Source organism: Epibacterium sp. HA2-3 (assembly GCF_055693725.2).
In genome coordinates, this window is record NZ_JBVFUL020000002.1 from 165,280 (window position 1) to 186,311 (window position 21,032).

General features: G+C 60.1%; 16 protein-coding genes. 6 read left to right on the forward strand and 10 right to left on the reverse strand.

Translation table 11 applies throughout. The annotated features are described in order from the left end of the window. The first annotated feature begins 217 nt into the window (after positions 1–217). Positions 218–892 carry a TetR/AcrR family transcriptional regulator gene (locus ACZ1HH_RS15305; RefSeq protein ID WP_011537287.1) on the forward strand — a complete coding sequence of 225 codons (675 nt, stop codon included), beginning with the start codon at positions 218–220 and terminating at the stop codon, positions 890–892. A 96-nt stretch (positions 893–988) separates the two neighbouring features. Here ACZ1HH_RS15305 and ACZ1HH_RS15310 read toward each other — a convergent pair whose 3' ends face one another. Then, positions 989–4,408 carry an indolepyruvate ferredoxin oxidoreductase family protein gene (locus tag ACZ1HH_RS15310; protein ID WP_472635237.1) on the reverse strand — a complete coding sequence of 1,140 codons (3,420 nt, stop codon included), beginning with the start codon at positions 4,406–4,408 and terminating at the stop codon, positions 989–991. Positions 4,409–4,561: 153 nt separating this feature from the next. On the opposite strand from ACZ1HH_RS15310, the gene ACZ1HH_RS15315 reads away from it, so the two are divergent. After that, positions 4,562–5,020, forward strand: a complete 459-nt coding sequence (locus ACZ1HH_RS15315) for an Lrp/AsnC family transcriptional regulator (RefSeq protein WP_472635238.1) — start codon at positions 4,562–4,564, stop codon at positions 5,018–5,020. A gap of 99 nt (positions 5,021–5,119) precedes the next feature. Next, entirely contained in the window at positions 5,120–5,710 is a 591-nt protein-coding gene (locus ACZ1HH_RS15320; protein ID WP_011537284.1) for a type 1 glutamine amidotransferase family protein, read from the forward strand. Positions 5,711–5,835: 125 nt separating this feature from the next. Here ACZ1HH_RS15320 and ACZ1HH_RS15325 read toward each other — a convergent pair whose 3' ends face one another. Beyond that, the gene (locus ACZ1HH_RS15325; RefSeq protein ID WP_011537283.1) at positions 5,836–6,225 is read right to left on the reverse strand and encodes a DUF3307 domain-containing protein; all 390 of its coding nucleotides are present in this window, start codon (positions 6,223–6,225) and stop codon (positions 5,836–5,838) included. 316 nt (positions 6,226–6,541) lie between these two features. Here ACZ1HH_RS15325 and ACZ1HH_RS15330 point away from each other — a divergent pair, with 316 nt between their 5' ends. Together ACZ1HH_RS15330 and ACZ1HH_RS15335 are read left to right on the forward strand one after the other, a co-directional pair. Beyond that, positions 6,542–9,511, forward strand: a complete 2,970-nt coding sequence (locus ACZ1HH_RS15330; RefSeq protein WP_472635239.1) for an ABC transporter transmembrane domain-containing protein — start codon at positions 6,542–6,544, stop codon at positions 9,509–9,511. 59 nt (positions 9,512–9,570) lie between these two features. Beyond that, on the forward strand, positions 9,571–10,419 hold the full coding sequence (locus tag ACZ1HH_RS15335) for a fumarylacetoacetate hydrolase family protein (RefSeq protein ID WP_416369594.1): 849 nt from the start codon (positions 9,571–9,573) through the stop codon (positions 10,417–10,419). 36 nt (positions 10,420–10,455) lie between these two features. On the opposite strand, the gene ACZ1HH_RS15340 is transcribed toward ACZ1HH_RS15335, so the two are convergent. The 4 genes from ACZ1HH_RS15340 to ACZ1HH_RS15355 all read right to left on the reverse strand — a co-directional run bounded on the left by ACZ1HH_RS15340 (position 10,456) and on the right by ACZ1HH_RS15355 (position 14,319). Beyond that, on the reverse strand, positions 10,456–10,770 hold the full coding sequence (locus ACZ1HH_RS15340) for an ArsR/SmtB family transcription factor (protein ID WP_416369595.1): 315 nt from the start codon (positions 10,768–10,770) through the stop codon (positions 10,456–10,458). A gap of 205 nt (positions 10,771–10,975) precedes the next feature. Next, a complete protein-coding gene (locus ACZ1HH_RS15345) occupies positions 10,976–12,208 on the reverse strand; it encodes a mandelate racemase/muconate lactonizing enzyme family protein (protein ID WP_487320500.1) in 1,233 nt (410 codons plus the stop codon). A gap of 163 nt (positions 12,209–12,371) precedes the next feature. Continuing rightward, positions 12,372–13,472 (reverse strand): zinc-binding dehydrogenase, encoded by a 1,101-nt coding sequence (locus tag ACZ1HH_RS15350; protein ID WP_416369597.1) that lies wholly within the window; start codon positions 13,470–13,472, stop codon positions 12,372–12,374. Between the two features lie 133 nt (positions 13,473–13,605). Beyond that, positions 13,606–14,319, reverse strand: coding sequence for a helix-turn-helix transcriptional regulator (locus ACZ1HH_RS15355; RefSeq protein ID WP_011537277.1), 714 nt, complete (start codon positions 14,317–14,319; stop codon positions 13,606–13,608). An 87-nt stretch (positions 14,320–14,406) separates the two neighbouring features. Here ACZ1HH_RS15355 and ACZ1HH_RS15360 point away from each other — a divergent pair, with 87 nt between their 5' ends. Beyond that, positions 14,407–15,354 (forward strand): alpha/beta fold hydrolase, encoded by a 948-nt coding sequence (locus ACZ1HH_RS15360; RefSeq protein WP_472635240.1) that lies wholly within the window; start codon positions 14,407–14,409, stop codon positions 15,352–15,354. An 8-nt stretch (positions 15,355–15,362) separates the two neighbouring features. Here the strand turns inward: ACZ1HH_RS15360 and ACZ1HH_RS15365 are convergent, their stop codons facing one another. From ACZ1HH_RS15365 to ACZ1HH_RS15380, 4 genes are all read right to left on the reverse strand, one after another. Next, positions 15,363–16,802, reverse strand: coding sequence for a 3'-5' exonuclease (locus ACZ1HH_RS15365; protein ID WP_472635241.1), 1,440 nt, complete (start codon positions 16,800–16,802; stop codon positions 15,363–15,365). Between the two features lie 2 nt (positions 16,803–16,804). Beyond that, the gene (locus ACZ1HH_RS15370; RefSeq protein WP_472635242.1) at positions 16,805–17,323 is read right to left on the reverse strand and encodes a hypothetical protein; all 519 of its coding nucleotides are present in this window, start codon (positions 17,321–17,323) and stop codon (positions 16,805–16,807) included. 4 nt (positions 17,324–17,327) lie between these two features. Continuing rightward, positions 17,328–19,148 carry a DUF294 nucleotidyltransferase-like domain-containing protein gene (locus ACZ1HH_RS15375; protein ID WP_487320501.1) on the reverse strand — a complete coding sequence of 607 codons (1,821 nt, stop codon included), beginning with the start codon at positions 19,146–19,148 and terminating at the stop codon, positions 17,328–17,330. A 97-nt stretch (positions 19,149–19,245) separates the two neighbouring features. Then, positions 19,246–21,030: a sodium:solute symporter family protein gene (locus ACZ1HH_RS15380; RefSeq protein WP_472635243.1), complete on the reverse strand. Its 1,785-nt coding sequence runs from the start codon at positions 21,028–21,030 to the stop codon at positions 19,246–19,248. Positions 21,031–21,032: the final 2 nt, after the last annotated feature.

Below are 21,032 nucleotides of genomic sequence, written 5' to 3' on the forward strand. Positions count from 1 at the left end.
TTGAGGCGCTCATAGAGCGGGCATGCAACAGCCATGCGACAGCATCCATTACTGCACTGGCAGGACCAAGAAGTCGCGCGCACTACCTACTGCTTCTGCGCCGCGCATCGAAGAGGTTGCGTCCCGGCACTGGCAGGGTGGCTTGATCTGGCCGGACGCACAAGGCACTGTGCTGGGATTGCGCCCCTGAGAGGGCGGCCCAGAACCCGAGACATCAATGCCACCAAAGCCCGTGTTACATCGTGACAACCCCGATGCCGAACCCTTGATTGGCAATATCAAAGTGACGCGTGAGGACTGGCTCAAGATGGGGCTGGACGTGCTGATCCGTGATGGCGAGGAGCGGGTGAAAGTCCTTGCCTTGGCGGAGGCAATGGGAGTCTCACGCTCGTCGTTTTATTGGTATTTCAAGTCTCGCCAGGACCTGTTGGACGCTTTGCTCACGTGCTGGGAAGAGACCAACACGGCGGGGTTGATCCGTCAGGCCAACGCGCCTGCGGAACGGATCACAGGCGCGGTGCTCAATGTGTTTCGCTGCATCGCAAACCCCAACCTCTTTGACACCGCGCTCGACTTTGCCATTCGCGATTGGGCCCGTCGCTCGGAACCGGTGCGGGCGCGGATGCGGGCGGGGGACGATGCGCGTGTTGCGGCCCTGACGATGATGTTTGCGCGCTATGGCTGCGCGGAAATGGAGGCGATCACGCGGGCTAAGGTGCTGTATTACATGCAACTTGGCTATGACATGGCTGAGCCAGAAGAAAGCTATGCGTACCGTCTGTCGATGACACCGGAGTATCTCAAGGTCTTTACCGGGCAGACCCCGACCGAGGCGGAGCTGCGGGAGTTCGAAGACTACAGCCGCCAATTCTGGCGCGATGTATCACCATGAGTCTTGCCACGCCCCCGAAATATGACGCGCCTCGCCCCGCCTGTTGACGAGATAAGGCGCGGCTCCTACCCGAGGTTTACCGATAAGCGCCAGTCCTCAGGTCAGACGCAGAGCATCGACCTCCTGTTTGACTTTTTGCGCTGCCGCCTCGCGCACGGGGCCGTAGCCGCGAATGTCCATCGGCGCTTTTAGAATTGTGTCCAGCATATCCGGAGCAAGCGCCGTGGGATGGGAGATGATGTCCTCCAGCATATTCTGGAACCAATCCCGAAGTTCGCGGTGCATACGCGCCTCAGAGTGATAGCCGAACGGGTTGAAGGGTGTCTCTCTCAGGGCTTTCCCCTTGGAGAGAAGCGACAGAACCGGCGTCATCCATTGACCGAAGGCACGTTTGGCGGGACGGCCACGGGCATCCGTTTTGATGTTCAAGAGCGGTGGCGCCAAGTGGTAGTTGACCTTGAAGTCACCCGCAAAGGTGCGGTCGAGTTCATCGCGAAAGCTCTTGCCGCTCATCAGGCGCGCCACCTCGAATTCATCCTTGTAGGCCATCAGCTTGAAGAGGCTGCGGGCCGCCGACGCGGTGAGCCGATCTGCGTGGTTCGCGGGAAGTGCACGGTGCAGGCGCTGCAGGAGGTCCGAATAGATCCCGGCATAGTCCTCGTTCTGATAAGCGGTGAGGAACGAGACGCGACGCTTGATCAGGTCCTGAAGCGTCTCTTCTGTCGCTTCAGTTTCGCTGTAGTGCGCGGCGAGGCGCTCTGGCGCGGCGGCCATCGCACGCCCGATGGCGAAGGCGAGTTGGTTTTTCTCAATTGCAACGCCATTGAGGACGATCGCCTGCTGTAGTGCGGTGAGGCTGACGGGGACAAGCCCCTGCTGCCAAGAGAATCCAAGCATGATGACATTCGCCAGAACCGCATCGCCAAGCAGCGTCTCGGCGATCGCATTGGCGTTCAGAGCCGTGACATTTCCTGCGCCCACCACCGAGGCCACAGCCCGGGCGCGGGCCGGAATGTCGAGCGACGCATCGCGGCGCAAAACGATGTCGCCGGTGGGCATTTCCGCAAGGTTCAGCGCCACGCGGCTGCCCTCGCGATAATGTGCCGAGGCTTTTGGGGCGGAGGAGACCACCGCGTCGCAGGCGATGACCGCATCGGCGGCACAAAGATCTGTGCGCACCTGATGGACCTCCTCGGGCGATTTGGCGAGGCGGATATAGCTCAGGACGGTGCCGAATTTCTGCGCAAAGCCGGTAAAGTCCAGCACCGATGATCCTTTGCCCTCAAGGTGGGCCGCCATGGTGATCAGCGCCCCAACGGTGACAACCCCCGTGCCGCCGACACCCGTCACCAAGAGATCAAAGGGTTTGCCAAGAGCGGGCAGGTCGGGTGCCGGCAAATCCACCGTGAGCGCTGCCGGGTCCAGATCCTTCAATTCCCGTTTCCGCCGGGTTGCGCCCTCTACCGTCACAAAGCTGGGACAAAAGCCGTTGAGGCAGGAAAAGTCCTTGTTGCAGCTGGAGAGGTTGATCTTGCGCTTGCGGCCAAAGGGCGTCTCTTTGGGTTCGACGCTGAGGCAGTTGCTCTCGACAGAGCAATCCCCACAGCCTTCGCAGACCAGGTCGTTGATATAGGCAAAGCGCTTGGGGTCTTCCATCTTGCCGCGTTTGCGGCGGCGGCGTTTCTCCGTGGCGCAGGTCTGTTCGTATATCAGGAGGGTGACGCCCTTGATTTCGCGTAGCTCGCGCTGGACCAGATCGAGGTCGGCGCGATCGTGAAAAGACGTGCCCGCCGGGAAGTCGCTGCGGGTGAATTTCCCGATATCATCAGAGATCAGCGCGATGCGCTCCACGCCTTCGGCGCGACCGGCCTGCGCGATGCCCGCAACAGAAACCGGCCCGTCCACGGGTTGACCGCCAGTCATGGCCACTGCGTCATTATAGAGCACCTTGAAGGTGATATTCGCCCCTGAGGCCACCGCCTGACGGATCGCGAGCGAGCCGGAGTGATACCATGTGCCTTCGCCAAGGTTCTGGAACACATGTTTGCCGCCGTTGTATTTCGACGCGACCACATGCGGCACGCCTTCGCCGCCCATCTGCGCATAGCCTGCGGTGTTGCGGCCCATCCACGAGGCCATGACGTGACAGCCGATCCCGGAGTTGGCGGTGGAGCCTTCGGGGACTTTGGTCGAGGTGTTGTGCGGACAACCCGAGCAGAAATAGGGCGTGCGCGTGGCGCCGGGGATATTGAGCAGGTTGGGCGGCTGCTCGGTCAGGGCGCGGGCCTTGTCGCGCAGCTTCAGCTCTGGGAAGAAACGATCAAGACGCTCTGCCACCACCGGCACCAGCATAAGGGGGCTCAACTCGCCCACCCATGGGATCAGCGGCTCGCCCGCGGCGTGGTATTTGCCGACCATTTTCTTGGGCTTGTCACCGGGCCAGTCGTAGAAATACTCCTTGAATTGGCTCTCGATGATGCCGCGTTTTTCCTCGATCACCAGCACCTCTTCTTTGCCCTTCACAAAGCGCAGCGCCTCGGCGCGGGCGAGGGGCCAGACCATGCCAACCTTGTAGATGTCGATGCCCAAACGGCGGCAAGTGTCCTCGTCCAGATCCAGTAGACGCAGCGCCTCCATCAGGTCGAGATGGCCCTTGCCGGTGGTGACGATGCCAAAGCGGGCCTCTGGCAGATCATAGATGCGCCGGTCGATCGGGTTGGCCTCGGCAAAGGCCCGCACGGCCTGAAGTTTAGCGCGAATACGGGTCTCGATCTCGGGGCTTGGAAGGTCAGAAGACCGGATGTGCAGCCCGCCGGGATAGTCCGGCAATTCAGGCCGGATAAAGTCACGATCCTCGGGCAGTTCGACCGAACGGCCGCTTTCCACGGTTTCGGACACCGCCTTGAAGCCGACCCAAGTGCCGGAATAGCGCGAAAGCGCGATGCCATATTCACCGAAGGACAGGAACTCGCCCACATCGGCCGGGTTCAGCACCGGCATGAACCACGACATGAAGGCCACATCAGATTGATGCGGCATCGACGAGGACACGCAGCCATGATCGTCGCCAGCGACGACCAACACGCCGCCCTTGGCAGAGGAGCCATAGGCATTGCCATGTTTCAGCGCATCGCCAGAGCGGTCCACGCCGGGCCCCTTGCCGTACCACATGGAAAACACGCCCTCGACCTCGCAATCGGGATCCAGAACAGCTTGCTGCGCGCCCAGAACCGCCGTTGCGCCGAGGTCTTCGTTGACGGCAGGCATGAAGGTGATTCCAGCCTCCTCCATGCGGGCACGGGCGCGCCAGAATTCAAGATCCACGCCGCCCAGCGGAGAGCCGCGATAGCCAGAGACAAAGCCTGCGGTATTCAACCCCGCCGCACGGTCCCGCCGGGCCTGATCCAGCATGATCCGCGCCAGAGCCTGCGTGCCTGTGAGAAACACCCGCCCCTTGGTGCGGGCATAGCGATCCTCAAGCTGGTAAGTCTCAAAGGCGTGGGACAGCTCGGTCATGTTGGCTCCAGTCTGGCTATCGGGCGAGAAGTTGGTTGGCGCCGAAAGGATAAACCCAGATGCATGAAAAAACTTGCCAGATTGCGCGCAAAACTCCACACATCAGGATAAACAATCCGCCAAGCAGCCACACTTCGAAAGGGTTTTGCAAATATGAGACTCGATGATCGAGACCGGCGTATCCTGACCTTGCTGCAAGAAGACAGCCGCATGTCCAATGCCGATCTGGCCGAAGCCGTCGGCATGTCAGCCTCGGCCCTGTGGCGACGCGTGCGCAGTCTCGAGGAGGCAGGGGTTATCAAACGCTATGGCGCAGTGGTGGTGCCGCAAGCAATGGGGCTCAATTTCGAGGCGCTGGTTCAGGTAAATCTGACCCGCCATGCGCCTGAGCACCTGCAGGAATTCATCCGTGCCGTCGAGGGCAATCCGCATGTGGTGGAATGTTATGCAACCACGGGGCAGGCGGACTACCACCTGCGGATTCTCGCGCCCGACCTTGAGGCCTATAATCAGTTTCTGGAACAGTTCCTGTTCCAATTGGCGGGGGTTGCAAGCGCGCAGACCCATGTGATCTTGAAAACCGTCAAACGCGATACCCCGGTGGTGCCCTGACGGAGCTTCAATCTTGGCGCAGGCAGCGCGATTCCGGGTTGCGAGCCCGTAATGTTCACTTTATGTTCTGATTCACTTCAAGAGATCAGGATTGGACAAATGCCCAGATTAGCGGTGATTTTGACACAGGGATTTGCGGATTGGGAATACGGGGTGCTGTGCGGGCTGGGCCGGGCCTATTTTGGCCTTGATGTCCGCTTTGTGACGCCAGTGCCGGGAGATGTGATCTCCATGGGTGGTCTGGTGGCGCGGGTGTCCGACGGGTTTGAGCTGCTCGATTCTTGGGAGCCCGATGCAGTGGTGGTCATTGGCGGCACACTTTGGGAGCACCCAGACGCACCGGACCTCTCCGGCCTGCTCGAAGGTGCTCAGGCCCGCGGTGCGGTACTGGCCGGCATATGTGGCGGCACATTGGCGCTGGCGCGGGCCGGGGTACTCAATACGCTGCGCCATACCTCAAATGATGCAAGCTTCCTCGGCCTGCATGCGGCGGGCTATGCGGGTGCTGCACTATATGTGGATCAGCCCAAAGCGGTGCGTGACGGAAAAGTCGTGACAGCAGCAGGCACCGCCCCGGTGAGCTTTGCTGCAGAGATCATGACAGCGCTTGATGTGCCCCTTGAGACGGTTCAGCAACTGAAGTCCATGTTGGGCGCTGAACACATTGGCACGCAAGCCCGAAGCGTCTGACGTCCTCGCCGCGCGAAAGCGCGGCGCCGGGTCCAACTGTGGAGGAGCATCTTAATGCCCCGAGACGGGCGGGAGCACCCCCGGGCCTCGGAGCGTCGCATCCGCAGACAGGCGTAAAGGGGGCCTTAGAGGCAGACCGCGGCCCAGGCGGCGGTCATGCCGACATAGGTCAGATGGTGCAGCAGTTGATCGGTTCCCATCGCACGCCAGAAGGCACCCTGGGTGGGATCGAGCTTGTTGCACTCCGTGTGATGCGCCTTCCAGAAGTCGATATTGAAATGGATAAACCACTCCACTGCGCAGATCAGCGCGATGAACCAGGCCGGGCTGCCCATGACAAACAGGACCACCACCGAAGCCAATGCATGCACCCCCGCATGCTGGGCGCGTCCGGGATGAAAATACTGGCACCTGCCCGACAGCATCTTCTTGGTCTGCAAGTAGAAGTCCGCAAACATATGTTTGACTTCAAACAGGCAGATCAGCAGCAGGACTGTACCGACATGTTCTGGCAAGGCAGGCTTCCTCTGGCAGTGGCGTCAAGCAGTGGCGTAAATATCCGTCGGACATTACGGTGTTTTACCCGTATCGCAAATACGGCATTCAACTGTCTGTGACTTAGCTCACAGACCGCGACGCGCCATCTTTTTAGACAGATGCAGAGTTTGCATGCTGCATCATTGCCTGAAGAGGACAAACCGCGCTACCCATGTCAAAACCCTTCTGTCATCGTTCGATGACAGAGATCTCACCCTGACGCTCGAACCGCGGAGCCGCCCCATAGAACGCTCGCTATTCCAATTCATCTGGAAATACTCCAAGCGCGACCAGTTGGTTTTGCTGGTTGTGACCGCTTGCCTGTTTCCCCTGCTTTATCTGACCCTTGAGCTGCCCAAGCGCATCATCAACGACGCGATCGGGGCGCAGAGTTCGACCGTCGAGGTACTGGGGCAGCAGGTCGATCAGCTGACCTATCTGTGGATCCTGTGCGGTGCTTTTCTTCTGGCCGTGCTCGCACATGGGCTGACAAAAATGCGGATCAACACCATGAAAGGTGTGTTGGCCGAACGGATGCTGCGCCGATTTCGGTATAGTCTGATCGCGCGTGTTCTGCGTTTCCCGCAACCCTATTTCGAGCGCACCAGCCAGGGTGAGTTGGTCTCCATGATCACCTCCGAATCAGAGCCCATGGGCGGATTGATGGGCGATGCGGTCAGCCAACCGGTGCTGCAAGCCGGGCAGATGCTCACCATCCTCTATTTTCTATTCGCGCAGAATTTCTGGTTCGGCTTGGCTGCGGTGGCTCTGATCCCGTTGCAGGGCTGGCTCATCCCGCTGCTGCAACGCCGGATCAATCTCCTCAATAAGAAACGCATCCAGCAAGTGCGGGCGCTGGCATCGGAAATCGGGGAAAGTGCGGCCGGGGCCTCGACGCTGCGGGTCAATGGGGGCTGGCGCTACCGGATGGCGCGGGTGACGGATCGGCTGGGGCGGCTCTACGAGATCCGCTTCGAGATCTACCAGAAAAAATTCTTCATGAAGTTCCTCAACAACTTCATCACCCAGCTGACACCGTTCTTTTTCTACGCGGTGGGCGGCTACTTGGTGCTGGAGGGCAAGGTCTCGCTCGGGGCGCTGGTGGCAGCTCTTGCGGCCTACAAGGATCTGGCGTCCCCGTGGAAGGAGTTGCTCACCTACTACAACCAGACACAGGATATGTCGCTGCGCTGGGAGGTGATCCTGGAACGCTTTGCGCCGCCGGACATGGTCGACGAGCGCCTGATGGAGGGCGAACCAGAGGAACTGCCGCATCTGGACGGCGACATCGTGCTCAAGGACGTTAGCGTGCGCGACGCCGATGGCAACCTGATCCTCGAGGAGCTCTCTGCCACCTTCCCCAAGGGCGAATTGATCGGCATCGCAGCCCCATCAGAGGAGGATCGTCGCGCATTGGCCGAAGTGTTGACGCGCGAGGTTTTGCCCGCGTCCGGCACCGTCACGCTGGCCGGACATGACATTCGCGAGTTGCACCAGATGGTGCTCGCAACCCGTATTGGGCATGCCACCTCGCGCCCGGCGCTCTTCAAAGGATCCTTTGGTGAAAACGTTCTGATGCCCCTGCGCGTGCGGCCGCTCGAAGATCCCAGCGACGCACGGGCGGTGCGTGATGCAATCCGTGCAGGCAACAGCCCAGATCCCTTTGGGGTGAACTGGGTCGACCCCCAAATAGCCGGGTTCGAAAAACCCGAGGAGCTGCGGGACTGGTGGCTGCGCATCGTCGAGGGGATCGGATCCGATACCGCCTTGCTGCGCCGTGGCATGGATCAGGTCTTCGACCGGGAGGAACACCCCAAGCTGGCGCAAGCGCTGATCGATCTGCGGCCTCGTGTGCAACGTGCGCTGATGGACGCAGGACTGGATGCTTTTGCGCATTTCAACAATCCCGCGCATTACAATCCCGCGCTGCCGGTGGTGGAAAACCTCCTCTATGCCACCCGATCCGTGCCCATCACCTATGAACTGCTGCGCGAGCAGACAGAATTCCTGCAGACCCTGCGGCGCATCGGGCTCGACAAGGACTTGGTGGCGCTAGCACAGGATGTGCTCGAGATGCTGCGCCAGATCTTTGGCATGGATGGCACCGTCCACCCGTTGTTCCGCAAACTGGGGCTTGAGGCCAGCGATTACGAGGCCGCGCTACAACTTCTGCAGAAGGTGAAATCCAGAGGGACCGAAGCTTTGGAGCCTGAAGAACTCGCGCAGATGATGATCGTGCCATTCTCGATCTCTGCCGAAGCCCTTGGTCCGGCATTCAGCTCCGAAATCGAAAACCGGATCCTGAGCTTGCGCGACAGCCACGGACGAGAGCTTCTTGAGACGCTAGATGACCTCTTTGTACCGCTCAACAAGGATCGTTTTGCCCCCGGCTTCACCGTACTTGAGAATGCAATCTTCGGTAAGATCTCTGACAACGCAGGGGCGCGGGCGGAGGATCTGCGCAAGACCGTGGCCGAAGTCATCGACGCAGCCGGTGTGCGCGAAATGGTGGTGGAGCTGATCTTTGATCTGCCGGTATCAGTAGGCGGGCAGGGGCTCGGGCAGAGTTTTGCGGAACCGCTGGCCTTCTGCCGCGCGTCGATCAAACGTCCGGACATCCTGATCCTAGATGGCGCGCTGGCGAGTTTTGACCGCGCCACACGGCGCGCCATGCAGGACAATCTGCGGGACCTGCTGCCGCAATCGACACTGATTTTTCTTGAGCCTGCGTTCAAGGACCCGGACCGCTTTGATCATTATTTCGAGATGCGCCAGGGCCGGCTGAAAGATGAGCGCGCGGCCGAGCGGGGAGCCGCAGACGAAGACAGCGCCTCTGCTGCGGATCTGTCGCGCAAATTGCGGGCACTGGAGAGCACGGAGCTTTTCTCCGGGCTCAACCGCCGTCAGCTGCGCCTTCTTGCCTTTAGTGCGCGCTGGTATGAGGCCACGCCGGGCACCGCCGTCTTCCATAAGGATGATGCTGCCACCGACGGGGCGTATATGATCATCGAAGGCGAGGCAGGGCTCTACCTCCCCGCGGAAGATCCCGGTGCCAAGAGCCAGTTGATCGCCAAAGTCGGACCCGGACGTCTGGTAGGCGAACTGGGGCTGATCCGTAAAGAACCGCGTGCGTTGTCGATGATCGCCGAGAGCGATCTCACCTGTCTTCGCATCGGTGAAGAAGAGTTCCTCGCGGTGGTGGAGAACGACGCCAACACCGCCTTCAAATTGCTACAGGTTGTGGCGGGCTACGTCTCCAGCTAGGTCTTGTCCTGAGGTGCCGCTCACCCTGCGGCACAGGACATACCAAGGGAGAGACTGCCATGAAACTGTTTCGCTACCGCACGCCAGAGGGCGTACGTCCGGGCCTGATCGACGCGCAGGGCGTGGCGCGGGACCTGTCGGGGCATGTTGCGGATGTGACATCCGAGACACTGGGCGCCTCTGTGCTGGAGACGCTTCAGACTGTAGATCAGAGCGCGTTGCCAGAGCTGACAGGCCCGATTGATTACGCTCCCTGCGTCGGTGCGATCGGCAAGTTCCTCTGCATCGGACTCAACTATTCCGATCATGCTGAAGAGGTCGGCGCGACACCACCCGAGCACCCCATTCTTTTCATGAAAGCAAATTCAGCGATTGTCGGGGCCAATGACGACGTGCGCCTCCCCCGCGGTTCCAAGGCCTCAGACTGGGAAGTCGAGTTGGGCGTGGTGATCGGCAAGGCGGCAAAATATGTCTCGGTCGAAGAGGCGCTCGATCATGTTGCGGGGTATTGCATCGTCAATGATGTCTCCGAGCGGGACTATCAGCTGCACCTGACCGGCCAGTGGACCAAGGGCAAGAGCTGCGACACCTTTGGCCCGATTGGCCCATGGCTCGTCACCGCAGACGAGGTAAGCGACCCGCAGGATCTGGCGCTGTCATGTGATGTGAACGGCACCCGCATGCAGACCGGCAACACCAACAAGATGATCTTTTCTGTTGCAGAGGTGATTAGTCATCTGAGCCAACTGATGACCCTGCATCCTGGAGACATCATTGCAACCGGCACGCCGCCCGGCGTTGGCATGGGGCAGAAACCCGAGCCCGTATACCTGAAGGATGGCGATGTAATGGAGCTTGAAATTCAAGGACTTGGAAAGCAACGTCAGGTCGTACGCGCTGACGACTAACATAAAATATGTGCGAGGCCCCGTGTGGTCGGGGCCTCAGCTACAATAGATGTTGTGCAGGGTTTCCAGAACCTCTGTGGCGGGACCATCGGCGAGCGAGTAATAAACGGTCTTGCCGTCACGCCGAGCAATCACAAGCCTGTCTTCGCGCAGACGCGACAGAAGCTGGCTCACAGCGGCCTGGCGCTTGCCCAAGAGTTCCTCTAGCGCACCAACAGAAAGCTCACCCTCGGCGGCGAGATAACAGAGGATCATCAACCGTCCCTCATGGGCGAGAGCCTTGAGCAATGCAGCCGCGTCGGATGCATTGTCCATCATGGAATTTGCGGGCCTGTCCAATGTTACAGTCATTCTACTCAGATCTTCTCTGGAGGGCCGCAACTTTGGCCCATGGCAAACTCAGAAGCGCCAACGCAAGACTGACGCTAAATAGAGTAAAGCCATGGATACCTATCTACTCGCAAGAGTTTTGATAAAGATTTATTCTTTTTAGCAAACCTTTGCTCATATTTTTGCTGGGAGACCTCGCAACATCTGGTGAGGCAAGGCGTGCGACTCAACCCTCGATAGGTGGCGCGCCGCCCTCAAACGCATTGCCATTGGCATAATCACAGGGCGCTTCCTGCATGTTGAGATGCAGATCGTCGCCCTTAAACGGATGCTGGCGCGCAAGCTCTTCATCCACCTCAATGCCGAGGCCAGGGCTTTGCGGTGGCGTCACAAAGCCCTCCTCAACGCGGATCGATCCCTTGATCAGGCGGTCATGAAACGCTGTCTCGATGGTCTCTGCCATCAGGATGTTTGGCAGGGAGGCCGCAAGATGAATATTGGCCGCCCATTCCACCGGACCCGCATAGAGGTGTGGCGCAACCTGTGCGCCAAACACTTCGGCGATGGCGGCGGTTTTCTTCATCTCCCAGATACCGCCTGCACGCCCCAATGCAGGCTGCAGGATCTCGGCGGCTCCGGCCTGGAGGACGGCAGCGAATTCGGCCTTCGTGCAGAGCCGCTCTCCGGTCGCCACGGGAATGCGGACATTTTTCGCCACGCGCGCCATGTCGCCCACGGAATCCGGGGGGGTCGGCTCTTCGTACCAGAGCGGGTTATAGGGTTCGAGCGCTTGCCCCAGACGGATCGCGCCTGCAGGTGTGAACTGGCCATGTGTACCAAAGAGAAGATCTGCCTTGTCGCCAACCGCCTCCCGGATGGCCTTGCAGAAGGCGACGGACCGGCTGATGTCGGACATTGCCGGCATATGGCCGCCGCGCATGGTGTAGGGGCCTGCCGGGTCGAATTTGACGGCGGTATAGCCCCGGTTCACGGCGTCTTCGGCGGACTCGGCTGCCATTTCCGGAGAGTTCCAGAACGCGCTGATGTCGTGATCCGGTAACGGATAGAGATAGGTGTAGGCGCGAATGCGATCATTCATGCGCCCGCCAAGAAGGGCGTGGACAGGACGGTTCCAATCCTTGCCGAGAATGTCCCAGCACGCGATTTCAAGCCCTGAAAAAGCACCAATCACCGTCGGATCTGGGCGTTGCGTAAAACCCGAGGAATAGGCGCGCCGGAACATGAGTTCAATATTTTCGGGGTTTTCACCCTGCATGTGGCGGGCGAACACGTCTTCGATAACGGCGCGCATCGCAGTCGGCCCCACGGTCGAGGCATAGCACTCTCCCCAGCCGACAACTCCTGTATCGGTTGTGAGCTTCACGAGAGTCCAGTAGCGCCCACCCCAACCCGGGGCAGGGGGCGCAGTGATGATGATGTCGAGGTCCTGAAGTTTCAAATTTCACGGTCCTTTGTTTTCTGCAGATCGAATGGAGGAGGAGGGAGCGCGCGCCGGAGCCCGCGAGGCTCCGGCGCGCGCGGGTCCGGGCCAAAAGGCCCGGACCCCGTCGGCTAGGCGAACCGAACAGACCCAGAGCGGATGGCGTCGCATGAGGGCGATATCAGGGGTGATCGTTATCAAAGAGGATAACATTGCGACGTGCAGACCCAGTCTTGGTATCTGCAATCGCCTCATTAATTTGAGACAAGGACCAGCGACCAGAGATCAGCTCGTCGAGTTTCAGGCGACCTTGCTGGTAGAGGTCGATGATCCATGGCACATCGCGTTGAAGCACGACATCGCCCATCTTTGAGCCTTGCAGACCTTGCCCCAAAGCGGCCATGACCACAGGCTCGTAGGGCGCAGTATCACCGGAATGCGGCATACCGATCATCACCGCGCGCCCGCCCGGCGCCAGATAGCGCGGAGCCTGGGCATAAGCGGGGATCGCACCCACAGTGATCAGCACCACCTCTGCGCCCTTGCCGCCAAGGGCGTCGATAGCGGCGCGCCACGGTTTGAGATCGGAGGCCAGCACCGTGTCCGTCGCGCCAAAGTCGCGCGCTACATCGAGCTTTTCAGCGCTCAGATCGACGGCAACGATGCGGCGCGCACCGGCGATGCGAGCGCCCTGGATCGCGTTGAGACCGACACCGCCCGCGCCAATGACAACCACATCTTCGCCTGCCCGCAACTTCGCAGAGTGTACGGCACCGCCGACGCCCGTGATGACCCCGCACGAGACAAGTGCGGCAACGTCTTTGGGCATATCAGCCGGAATGGCCACAATCTGGCTGCCAGAGACCACCACTTTTTCCGCGAAGGCGCCACAGGCCATCGCCTGATAGAGTGGCGCGCCGGATGGGGTGCTGAGCGGGCCTTGCAACCCGTCATAGGGTGTCGCGCAGTAGACTGGCTGTCCTGATGTGCACGCGGAACAGTGGCGGCAGGCCCGGATGAGGGTCACCAGCACATCATCGCCGATGTTGAAACCATCGACATCACGCCCCAGCGCCGAGACACGACCAGCCGCCTCATGTCCGTAGACCGCCGGCAGCTGCCCGCCCCATGCGCCTTCGGCAAAGGAGATATCGCTGTGACAGATAGCGACCGCATCCAGCGTGACTTCAACCTCGCCCGGCCCGGGCGACGCAAGCACCACATCTTCGATTTCGAGCGCGCTTCCAAAGCTATGGCACACGGCGGCCTTGATTGTCTGCATCGGCTGTCTCCCTCGATGACCCCACCGTGACGAGAGCCAGCCCGGTGTGCAATGCGAAAAACGGCGCGGTCTGGTCGCATTTATGAGACATCCGTCGGGTCATCATCGGGTGCATCTGCTGTGCACCCCGTGCTCAAGCATAGCGGATCGGGCGGACACCGGCGGCAAACGTGACGTTCCGGGGTCGAAATCGCGTCGTCTCGATCACTTCGGGTGCGCTGATCCTGTCGGCGCGAAAATGGCGAAAGTCATTTCGGCTTGGATCCCAGGCAACCAGATACCACAGAGGCGGCAGGACCAGCATCGCCTGAGGTTCGATCTCTCGTGACGTCCACGCGCCCTTGGCGTCGCAGTACTGAAATCGCAGCCGTCTCTGGCCAAGAAAGGCGGCTTCAAAGGCTGGCAGCAACTCGGGCACCATCTCCTTCAGGTCAGAAATATCCACTTGTGAGGCGAGCGGGCCGACATAGAGCCGGTCGAGCATTCGGCGCAATTCCCGCAGCTTGTCGGGCGGCAGCGCTTTTTCGATCTTCGCCACGCCGCTGTCCGCGAGGCTCGAGAATGGGATCACACCTGCAGCCCGCATGGAGGCAACACCCATGATGAGCGCAAACACCTCTGCAACTGACAGTCTGGCTGTGGTCTGAACCGAGCTCGGATCAAGGGACACGCCACCGCCGCGCCCCTGTTCGGCATGGATGACATATCCCGCATCGCGCAGCGCCGAGAGGTCGCGCAAGACCGTGCTGCGCGAGGCATCAACCTCTTCCCCCAGCGCCGCAAGAGTGGTGGACCCGCGACGACGCAGAGTGCGGACAATGGCATCTTGGCGGGCGCGCTGCTTCATGCCTGTGGTGTATCATACAAAGGTATCAGTTTTTGAGACCTTTTTTGGTTAGGCGATCGCAGACATGTTTTCCAGCGAGGCCAACCCATGCCCCTTAACTCCGATTTTCCAGCCCCCCAGAAGATTAAGCTGAATGGAATTACGCTCGAAGTATTCGAAGCCGGGTCACACAACAGGGGCAATCCGATTGTCCTGTGCCACGGCTGGCCCGAGCTTGCCTATTCCTGGCGCGCCCAGATCCCTGCGCTTGTGGCGGCCGGCTATCACGTCCTGGCCCCAAACCAGCGTGGGTTTGGGGCATCGTCGCGGCCTGCCGATGTGACAGACTATGACATCACCCGTCTCACTGGGGATCTCGCGGCGTTGCTTGAACATTTTGGCTATGAGGCCGCGACATTTGTCGGTCACGACTGGGGTGCAAATGTCGTCTGGAGCATGGCGTTGCTGCATCCAGAAAGGGTTGTGCGGCTCATCAATCTGGCGCTGCCCTATCAAACCCGCACCCCGACACCCTGGATCGAGTTTATCGAGGCTCTCTTTGGGGCGGATCACTACTTTGTTCATTTTAATCGGCAATTTGGCGTGGCGGATGCGATCCTTGACCAGAACGCAGATCAATTCCTGCGCAATCTGTTTCGCAAGAACCTGACGATGGTTCCGCCAGAGCCCGGCATGATGATGATCAACCTCGCCCGCGCCGAGACGCCTCTGGGTGATCCTCTGATCAGCGCGGAGGATCTGGAGGTTTTTGTCTCAGCCTTCAAGGCCAGCGGCTTTAGACCGGGGATCAACTGGTATCGGAACATGGATCGAAACTGGCATATTCTGGCAGAGATCGACCCTGTCATCCGCCATCCGGCGCTGATGATCTACGGCCTGCAAGACCCGATCCCGCCGTCCGAGAACCTCAGCGAGTTTGTTCCCAATGTGGCGATCCGCAGCCTCGACTGCGGCCACTGGATCCAACAAGAGCGGCCCGAAGAGACGACGCAGGTCATGCTTGAGTGGCTCAAAGCCCAAGACCATGCGGGATAGCGAACGGGCTAGGGGCTGTCGCTCATCTCGGGCGCGTTTCGGACGTGGTCAGAGTTGATGTCCCGCAGCAGTCGGCCAAATTTGGAGGTTTCGTTTAGGAGTTGACCAAAGGTCTCGATCCCCTTGCCCTGCAAGAGCGGCAGAAGGCGTATGAGCGCTTCTGCCGTAGCGCGCGCATCTCCCTTGGCCGTATGGCGGTGCCGGGCAGGAATTTCGATCGAAAGACGGCTGCACAAAGCATCCAGCGAATGATCCGCTGAAATCCCAAACACCACGGCAGACAACAGCACTGTATCGACAACCGGGTGGTCCCAGCTGCAGCCGGTCTGAACCTCTTGTTGACGCAATAGCCCGATGTCAAAGGGGGCGTTATGGGCAACCAGAACGGCGCTCTGTGCAAAGTCATGAAACGCCGGGATCACCTCTTCGATCCGGGGCGACTGCGCCACATCCGCATCGCGCACGCCATGTATCTTTGTGGACGCTGCAGGGATCGGTCGGCCTGGATTGACATAGGTTTCAAAGACCTCGCCATCGAGGATGCGCCCGTTCAGCACACGGGCAGCGGCAAGTTCCACGATGGCATCCTTGGCAACCGACAATCCGGTCGTCTCGGTGTCAAAGACCACGAAGTTCAGTTCCGAGAGGCGTCTGGCCGTTATCGTCCCCTCAAGTTTCTGATCCAGAAGATCAAAGTCAAAGACCAAAGGACGGGACTGCGTGTCGCGCTCCGCCCGCGTATCGGCGTCAAGGAAGATCACATCGCCCTCCGCACCGAGCGATTTTATCTGTAGATTGAACGTTTCGGCATGATTGCTGTCTGGGACGGTCACATACCCCTCTGCGAGGCGCCGGTTTGCTCGCGCACAGGCGCCGATTGCGGGCGTCAGATCGAAATAGTTCGAGAGTGGCGCCCCAAGGCGCGGTGCGGCGATGCGGGAGAGGATGGCCCCGGCCTGCGCGTCATAAAGCGCAATCTCACCTGCTGCGTTTACAAGGATCGTCGCAATGGGAATTTCGCTGAGCAACGCAGTCAGCCGCTCCCGGTCCTGAAGCAGGCGCTGGGTCTGTTCTGGTGGCTGATCTCCAGAAGCCGCAAGCGCATCCGACAGCGCCCGTGCCGCCGGGGCCAGATCGCCGAGGTATTGCGCTGCCTGCGCTTTGATACTGTCCTCAATACCGGAGTGGGCACGCAGGCGCAGACTGGTCGAAAGCCCCTCGATCGGGCGCGCGACGTTTTCGTCAAACAGCAGCCAGATCCCCAGCACCAGACCTGTATTCAAAAACCCGAACAACAGGATCACCGTGGTGAGTTCTGATGCCGTCCACTCTGAATCAGTGCGGGTCCAGACAAAACCCAACGCCACCGCAGCCAACGCGATTGCTCCCACTGCCAGGAGGCAGAAGAACAGAAAGATGCGCAGGCGAAGGGACAGGGATCTCAGCATGTCTAGGCGGTGCAGGCTTTGGCCAGGATTGGATCATCTTTGGGCATGGCTCGCCAATCGGCATCTGCAACCGTCCCATCGGCGTCGAACTCGGCGCCATCAATCAAGAGAGCAGAGCGGGCCTCGGCGCAGTCAAAGAGCATCGGTGCCTGATTGACCGGCGACCAGCGCCCAAAGAAATAGAGATCCAGCAGCTTTTGATCCGGCAGATCCTGATGCGTACGCGCGGTCGCCACATCCACTGCAACAAAACGTTTTGTATAGGGCCAGATCTGCGTCCAAGGGCGCAGCCAACCCTGCTCTTCAACGGTCATCGCGACTTCGAGCCCTTTGGGCAGGCTCTCGGTGGTGCGCGCATACCAGGTATATTCGTTGGAAATCGTCATGCCGATCATACCAAGCCCCGCTGCCACGGGCATCATCCACTTGGGCAAGCGGCGTCCCGTCAAGATGTTCAAAAGCATCACGAGACCAGCGCAGGCAATGCCCGCGACGATGGTTGCGATCAGTTCTACAAACATGAAGTCATCCTAAAGCTCCTGTGCCCGAACCAACGGCAGATTGCATTGTCTTCACAACCACAAAGGCATTGCGCAAATGGCTGCGTTCAAAATCCGACAGCGAGGATGGGTTGAGGTAGTTGCCCGCAGCCTGGCCGGCTTTGATCTGTTTGGTCTGCAATTCAAGCCGCATGGATGCAATGAGATCATAGGCATCCAAGAGATCGGCCCCCCCGGACGCAGACAGAAGCCCCGCAGCAAGGGCCGCTTCAAGCCGCGCGCGGGTGTTCACCGGCCGCAGCCGCCCCTGCAGCGTATATATCCGGCCCAGATCCACCACCGGCACGACGCCGTTGTGTTTCAGATCAAGCTCATCCCGGTGATCGCCAGAACGGATGGTCGCCAACCCGCGCAACAGGCCGAGAGGCGGCTGATGCTTGAGCGAATTGGAGATCATATGCGCGGTAAAGATCGAATTCTTTGCGGCAGCCTCAAGCGTGTCGCTCTGAAGGTGATCAAAGAGGCTCTTGTCCCCGCCGATCGGGCGCAGGTCGAACATGACCGAGGCGAGCATCTGCGCTTCGGGATCGGGTTTGGCGATCCAAGTCTGGAAATACCCGCGCCAGACCCGCAAGGGCTGACACCAGCGTGGGTTGGTCGCCATCATGTCGCCCGGACAGTAGAAATAGCCACAGCGATCAAGCCCATCACTGACAAATCGGGACAGCTTAGCAAAGTAGGGCATTTGCGCATCAGTCACGTCATCAGACAAGATCAGGCAATTGTCCTGATCGGAAACCCCGGTCTGTTCCTGACGTCCCTGCGAGCCACACGCGAGCCAAAGATAAGGTACGGGCGGCGGACCAAGCTGTGCTTCTGCCAGAGAGAGGAGCCGTCGGGTAGCGATGTCAGCAATGTCGGTGATCAGACGCGTGATCACCTCATGCCGGTTGCCCGCTTCAACGAGCTGCACCAGGAGTTGCGGGATCTGCGCCGTGGCCCGCGCCATCTCGGGGGCGTCCTCGGCCCGCGCAATACGGCCGACCAGATCGGCGGAAGAGAGCGCTTGCGCTCGAGTGAGATCCGTTTGCGTGACGATGCCCAACAGGCCTCTCTCGTTCACGATCGGAACATGGTGGATGCTACGTTCCACCATGAGATGCAGGACATCCGTGACCAACGCCTGTGGTGCCAACGTCAGCACATCCTCCGTCATGATCCCGGAGATCGGATCGAGCGGATCTATGCCACCCACGATCACTTTGCTGTTCAGATCGCGCAGGGTCACGATCCCGTGGAACCCATCCGGATCACAGATACAGATCGAGGAGATGTGATGGCGGTGCATCAGCGCGGCAGCGTCGCGAATGGGCGTCTCAGGCGTACAGGTGACAGGCGCGCGCGTCATCAACTGCTCCACCGTGAGACTGGCAAGGCTGTTGCCCGTGCGCGGAGGTGGTCGGCGGCGGTCGAAGAAGCGCGCGACCGATTCATGCTGGTCGATAAGCTGGTGAAACAACTCGGCGGGGAGGGCGATCACCTCGCTCGCAGAGGTCGCCCTCGCGCTGCGGCTTGCACGCTCTCCGCGCAGGAGCGCGCGTTCGCCAAAGGAATTGCGTGAGCCAAGGATCGACAGTTGCACCCCGGCTTCGTCGGTGATCTCGATCTCGCCCGAGACGATAATATAAAGAGAAGACACCGTATCGCCGAGAGAGAAGAGCCGCTCATCCACAGCTACATTGTGTAACGCACATTGCTGCGCCACGTGCGCCAGCACCGGGTCGGGCAGGCTGTCGTAGGGGTGCACGGATGCGAGAAACTGGGTGAGGGCGGCCGGTAGGGGCATGTCTCAAACCTTCGGTCAAATGTCCTGCCCACGTTGAAGCGGGCAGGACCATCTGTAAATACGGGGCAACGCCCAGGGGGCGATGCCAGCGACGGTCTTAGTGACCGTCGACCGCTTGACCTGCGCCGCGCGGCACACGGACGCTCTCCACGAGATCCTTGATGTGCTGCGGGGTTTCCTTGGTCATGTTGGTGACGACATAAGCCACCGCAAAGTTGACCAGAGCGCCGATCGCACCAAAGGAGGTGGACTTGATCGGTCCAAGGAGCGGGTCGGCATCGGTGAACGAATTGGTGTCCGGGATGAAGAACCAGCCCTTGTGCAGGAAGATATAGAGCAAGGTCACCACGAGACCGGCCAGCATGCCTGCAACCGCACCGCTGTTGTTGATGCGAGTCGAGAAGATCCCCATCATCAGCGCCGGGAAAATCGAGGCTGCCGCAAGACCAAAGGCCAACGCCACCGTCTGCGCCGCAAAACCCGGAGGATTGAGGCCCAGAAGAACCGCCACCACGATTGCAGCTGCCATCGACACCCGCGCCGCCAACAGTTCGGATTTCTCCGACATGTTGGGAGTCAGCTGCCCCTTGAGAAGGTCGTGGCTCACCGCCGAGGAGATCGCCAGCAAGAGACCGGCTGCGGTCGAAAGCGCCGCCGCGAGACCACCTGCGGCCACCAGACCGATCACCCAACCGGGGAGCGATGCAATCTCAGGGTTTGCAAGCACAAGAATGTCGCGGTTAAAGTTGGTAAGTTCATTGCCCTTCCAACCGTTTGCTTCGGCTTTGGCTTGCAGGTCCGCATTGGCGTCATTGTAGTACTGAATGCGCCCGTCGCCGTTCTTGTCTTCCCAACCGAGAAGGCCGGTTTTCTGCCACGTCGCCATCCATGCGTACTCAGGATCGGTTTCGATCTGCTCGACACTCACAGCCTGTGCGTCGGTCCCATTGGGCCACATCAGCTCAGAGATGTTGAGGCGCGCCATTGCGCCCACGGCCGGCGCCGTCAGATAGAGAAGCGCGATGAACACAAGGGTCCAGCCCGCCGACCAGCGCGCATCGGACACGCGCGGCACCGTAAAGAAGCGCATGATGACGTGGGGCAGACCTGCGGTGCCGATCATCAGCGACAGGGTGAAGAGCACCATGTTGATGGTGGAGCCATGTGCCGCGGTGTATTCCGCAAAGCCAAGGTCGGTGACGATCTGGTTGAGCTTGGCCAGCAGCGGCTCGCCGCTCTCGGTGGAGCCAAAGAGCCCCAAGGCTGGGATCGGATTGCCAGTGAGTTGCAGCGAAATAAACACCGCCGGGATCGTGTAGGCGGTAATCAGCACGCAGTATTGTGCAACCTGCGTGTAGGTCACGCCCTTCATGCCGCCAAACACCGCATAGGCAAACACAACACAGGCACCGATCAGCAGACCCCAAAAGGCGTCGATTTCAAGAAAACGCCCAAAGGCGATACCCACACCCTGCATTTGCCCGATCACATAGGTGATCGAGGCCACCAGCAGACAGATCACCGCCACCAGACGTGCAGTCGGGCTATAGAAGCGGTCGCCGATGAATTCAGAGACGGTGAACTTGCCGAACTTGCGCAGATAAGGTGCCAGCAGCAGTGCGAGCAGCACGTAGCCCCCGGTCCAGCCCATCAGGAAGGAGGAGTTGTCATAGCCGGTAAAGGCGATGAGACCCGCCATGGAGATAAAGGAGGCCGCCGACATCCAGTCTGCCGCGGTGGCCATCCCGTTGGTGACAGGATGCACGCCGCGCCCGGCGGCATAGAATTCAGAGGTTGATCCGGCCCGTGCCCAGATCGCGATCCCGATGTAGAGCGCAAAGGACGCGCCCACAAAGAGAAGGTTGAGTGTAAACTGATCCATCC